Annotated in this window: 3 rRNA genes; all 3 read left to right on the top strand. The window is 56.9% G+C overall.

Annotated elements, in window-relative coordinates:
• Positions 1-118 precede the first annotated feature (118 nt).
• Positions 119-1,637 (top strand): 16S ribosomal RNA (locus ACIA5H_RS37445).
• Between the two features lie 322 nt (positions 1,638-1,959).
• Positions 1,960-5,073: ribosomal RNA gene (locus ACIA5H_RS37440) — 23S ribosomal RNA — on the top strand.
• A 135-nt stretch (positions 5,074-5,208) separates the two neighbouring features.
• A 5S ribosomal RNA gene (gene rrf, locus ACIA5H_RS37435) occupies positions 5,209-5,325 on the top strand.
• The 16S, 23S and 5S rRNA genes sit together here, the layout of an rRNA operon.
• Positions 5,326-5,338 lie beyond the last annotated feature (13 nt).

The following is a 5,338-nucleotide window of genomic DNA, read 5'->3' as shown; positions in this document are numbered from 1 at the left end:
CCCCGTGTGGAGGGTCGGGCATTTTTAGTCAGCTAATTTCCGGCTGGCGATTGTTTTGCTGGGTTTTCGGACTCTAGTTTAGATATTTCTGATTCACCTTCGGGTGTTTCGTGAGTCTTCAACGGAGAGTTTGATCCTGGCTCAGGACGAACGCTGGCGGCGTGCTTAACACATGCAAGTCGAGCGGTAAGGCCCTTCGGGGTACACGAGCGGCGAACGGGTGAGTAACACGTGGGTGATCTGCCTCGCACTTCGGGATAAGCCTGGGAAACTGGGTCTAATACCGGATATGACCTCTTGTCGCATGGCTTGGGGTGGAAAGATTTATCGGTGCGAGATGGGCCCGCGGCCTATCAGCTTGTTGGTGGGGTAATGGCCTACCAAGGCGACGACGGGTAGCCGGCCTGAGAGGGCGACCGGCCACACTGGGACTGAGACACGGCCCAGACTCCTACGGGAGGCAGCAGTGGGGAATATTGCACAATGGGCGAAAGCCTGATGCAGCGACGCCGCGTGAGGGATGACGGCCTTCGGGTTGTAAACCTCTTTCGACAGGGACGAAGCGCAAGTGACGGTACCTGTAGAAGAAGCACCGGCCAACTACGTGCCAGCAGCCGCGGTAATACGTAGGGTGCGAGCGTTGTCCGGAATTACTGGGCGTAAAGAGCTTGTAGGCGGTTTGTCGCGTCGTCTGTGAAAACTCACAGCTCAACTGTGAGCTTGCAGGCGATACGGGCAGACTTGAGTACTGCAGGGGAGACTGGAATTCCTGGTGTAGCGGTGAAATGCGCAGATATCAGGAGGAACACCGGTGGCGAAGGCGGGTCTCTGGGCAGTAACTGACGCTGAGAAGCGAAAGCGTGGGTAGCGAACAGGATTAGATACCCTGGTAGTCCACGCCGTAAACGGTGGGCGCTAGGTGTGGGTTTCCTTCCACGGGATCCGTGCCGTAGCTAACGCATTAAGCGCCCCGCCTGGGGAGTACGGCCGCAAGGCTAAAACTCAAAGGAATTGACGGGGGCCCGCACAAGCGGCGGAGCATGTGGATTAATTCGATGCAACGCGAAGAACCTTACCTGGGTTTGACATACACCGGAAACCTGCAGAGATGTAGGCCCCCTTGTGGTCGGTGTACAGGTGGTGCATGGCTGTCGTCAGCTCGTGTCGTGAGATGTTGGGTTAAGTCCCGCAACGAGCGCAACCCTTGTCCTGTGTTGCCAGCACGTAATGGTGGGGACTCGCAGGAGACTGCCGGGGTCAACTCGGAGGAAGGTGGGGACGACGTCAAGTCATCATGCCCCTTATGTCCAGGGCTTCACACATGCTACAATGGCCGGTACAGAGGGCTGCGATACCGTGAGGTGGAGCGAATCCCTTAAAGCCGGTCTCAGTTCGGATCGGGGTCTGCAACTCGACCCCGTGAAGTTGGAGTCGCTAGTAATCGCAGATCAGCAACGCTGCGGTGAATACGTTCCCGGGCCTTGTACACACCGCCCGTCACGTCATGAAAGTCGGTAACACCCGAAGCCGGTGGCCTAACCCCTTGTGGGAGGGAGCCGTCGAAGGTGGGATCGGCGATTGGGACGAAGTCGTAACAAGGTAGCCGTACCGGAAGGTGCGGCTGGATCACCTCCTTTCTAAGGAGCATTCTCCAGTCGATGTCCCGAACAGTCGGGATCGTCGCTGGCAGAGCCACTACGGACTCGTACGAAGTTCGGTGGAGCTCATGGGTGGAACGCTGACAACTTCTTCCGCGTAGGGTCGGAGCCGAGTCTTCGGCTGTGGTTGATATATCGACACACTGTTGGGTCCTGAAAGAACAGACGTTCTTTCCAGGCAAAAGATACGATCCGCTCGGGTCTGCTTGATACCGCTTCTCTTCGGGGTTGGCTGGTCTTGCGTTGGGGTTCGAGTGGGTGTGTTGTTTGAGAACTGCACAGTGGACGCGAGCATCTTTGTTTGTAAGTGTTGAAGAGCGTTCGGTGGATGCCTTGGCACCAGGAGCCGATGAAGGACGTAGGAGGCTGCGATAAGCCTCGGGGAGCTGTCAACCGAGCTGAGATCCGAGGATTTCCGAATGGGGAAACCCGGCACGAGTGATGTCGTGTCACCCTCCGTTGAATATATAGGCGGTTGGGAGGGAACGTGGGGAAGTGAAACATCTCAGTACCCACAGGAAGAGAAAACAATTGTGATTCCGTGAGTAGTGGCGAGCGAAAGCGGATGAGGCTAAACCATGCGTGTGTGATAGCCGGCAGGTGTTGCACGTGTGGGGTAGTGGGGCTCACTTTCCTATCACTGCCGTGGTAGGCAACAGTCAGAAAAGTGCGTGTTAGTCGAAGTGGTCTGGAACGGCCTGTCGTAGAGGGTGAGAATCCCGTAGGCGAAAATGCGTGCTCTGTTGTAGTGGGTGCCCGAGTAGCAGCGGGCCCGTGAAATCTGCTGTGAATCTGCCGGGACCACCCGGTAAGCCTGAATACTCCCTGGTGACCGATAGCGGACTAGTACCGTGAGGGAAAGGTGAAAAGTACCCCGGGAGGGGAGTGAAATAGTACCTGAAACCGGACGCTTACAATCCGTCAGAGCCTTCCCTTTTGTGGTGGGGTGATGGCGTGCCTTTTGAAGAATGAGCCTGCGAGTCATCGGTGTGTGGCGAGGTTAACCCGTGTGGGGTAGCCGTAGCGAAAGCGAGTCCGAATAGGGCGCCCAGAGTCGCATGTCATGGACCCGAAGCGGAGTGATCTACCCATGGCCAGGGTGAAGCGACGGTAAGACGTCGTGGAGGCCCGAACCCACTTAGGTTGAAAACTGAGGGGATGAGCTGTGGGTAGGGGTGAAAGGCCAATCAAACTCCGTGATAGCTGGTTCTCCCCGAAATGCATTTAGGTGCAGCGTCACGTGTTTCACATCGGAGGTAGAGCTACTGGATGGCCTAGGGGGCCCACAAGCTTACCGAAGTCAGCCAAACTCCGAATGCCGGTGTGTGAGAGCGTGGCAGTGAGACTGCGGGGGATAAGCTTCGTAGTCGAGAGGGAAACAGCCCAGATCGCCGGCTAAGGCCCCTAAGCGTGTACTAAGTGGAAAAGGATGTGGGGTCGCGAAGACAACCAGGAGGTTGGCTTAGAAGCAGCCACCCTTGAAAGAGTGCGTAATAGCTCACTGGTCAAGTGATCCTGCGCCGACAATGTAGCGGGGCTCAAGTACACCGCCGAAGCCGCGGCATTCCAGCATTATTCTGCTTTCGAGCCAGGAGCTGGGATGGGTAGGGGAGCGTCGTGCAGCCGTGGAAGCAGCGGGGTGACCTAGTTGTGGAGGCTGTGCGAGTGAGAATGCAGGCATGAGTAGCGAAAGACGAGTGAGAAACTCGTCCGCCGAATGACCAAGGGTTCCTGGGCCAGGTTAATCCGCCCAGGGTGAGTCGGGACCTAAGGCGAGGCCGACAGGCGTAGTCGATGGACAACGGGTTGATATTCCCGTACCCGTGTATCCGCGCCCAATGGCGAATCAGTGGTGCTAAGTGCCCAAATGTGGATGGACTTCCTTCGGGAAGCTTGAAGCGGCTGCGCACGACCCCTGCTGTAGTAGTCAAGCGATGGGGTGACGCAGGAAGGTAGCTGGGCCAGGTGGTGGATTACCTGGTGTAAGCCGGTAGGGCGTTGTGTAGGCAAATCCGCACAACATGTGCCTGAGAGGTGATGCGTAGCCGATTGAGGCGAATTCAGTGATCCTATGCTGCCGAGAAAAGCCTCTAGTGAGTTGGTACACGGCCCGTACCCCAAACCGACACAGGTGGTCAGGTAGAGAATACCGAGGCGATCGAGAGAACTGTGGTTAAGGAACTCGGCAAAATGCCCCCGTAACTTCGGGAGAAGGGGGACCACGTCTGGTGACGATCTTTACGGTCCGAGCTGGGTGTGGTCGCAGAGACCAGAGAGAAGCGACTGTTTACTAAAAACACAGGTCCGTGCGAAGTCGTAAGACGATGTATACGGACTGACGCCTGCCCGGTGCCGGAAGGTTAAGAGGACCGGTTAGCGCTTTCGGGCGCGAAGCTGAGAATTTAAGCCCCGGTAAACGGCGGTGGTAACTATAACCATCCTAAGGTAGCGAAATTCCTTGTCGGGTAAGTTCCGACCTGCACGAATGGCGTAACGACTTCTCTGCTGTCTCAACCACAGACTCGGCGAAATTGCATTACGAGTAAAGATGCTCGTTACGCGCGGCAGGACGAAAAGACCCCGGGACCTTCACTATAGCTTGGTATTGGTGTTCGGTACGGTTTGTGTAGGATAGGTGGGAGACTGTGAAGCGGGCACGCCAGTGTTCGTGGAGTCGTCGTTGAAATACCACTCTGGTCGTATTGGACTTCTAACCTCGGACCCTGATCGGGTTCAGGGACAGTGCCTGGTGGGTAGTTTAACTGGGGCGGTTGCCTCCTAAAATGTAACGGAGGCGCCCAAAGGTTCCCTCAGCCTGGTTGGCAATCAGGTGTCGAGTGCAAGTGCACAAGGGAGCTTGACTGTGAGACTGACGGGTCGAGCAGGGACGAAAGTCGGGACTAGTGATCCGGCACCGGCATGTGGAAGCGGTGTCGCTCAACGGATAAAAGGTACCCCGGGGATAACAGGCTGATCTTCCCCAAGAGTCCATATCGACGGGATGGTTTGGCACCTCGATGTCGGCTCGTCGCATCCTGGGGCTGGAGTAGGTCCCAAGGGTTGGGCTGTTCGCCCATTAAAGCGGCACGCGAGCTGGGTTTAGAACGTCGTGAGACAGTTCGGTCTCTATCCGCCGCGCGCGTCAGAAACTTGAGGAAGGCTGTCCCTAGTACGAGAGGACCGGGACGGACGAACCTCTGGTGTGCCAGTTGTCCTGCCAAGGGCACTGCTGGTTGGCTACGTTCGGAAGGGATAACCGCTGAAAGCATCTAAGCGGGAAGCCTGTTCCAAGATGAGGTTTCTCACCACCTCGAGTGGTTAAGGCCCCCCACAGACCATGGGGTTGATAGGCCGGAACTGGAAGCACGGTAACGTGTGGAGGTGACCGGTACTAATCGGCCGAGGACTTACCAACAAAGGTTGCTACGCGTCCACTGTGCGGTATCTGAAACAACACACAGATACCCGGAACACACTCTCCGTTCCATCCACCATGCTCTTGGTGGATGCGGCCGGGAGTGTGGGAGGGGTGTGGATAGTTTCATAGAGTTACGGCGGCCATAGCGGTGGGGAAACGCCCGGTCCCATTCCGAACCCGGAAGCTAAGCCTGCCAGCGCCGATGGTACTGCACTCGACAGGGTGTGGGAGAGTAGGACACCGCCGGAACATCCTTTCACGA

The organism is Nocardia sp. NPDC051900, from assembly GCF_044452545.1.
Lineage (GTDB): Bacteria > Actinomycetota > Actinomycetes > Mycobacteriales > Mycobacteriaceae > Nocardia > Nocardia sichangensis.
The sequence above is the reverse complement of the archived record's forward strand: the minus strand, read 5'-3'. Positions and strand labels throughout refer to the sequence as shown.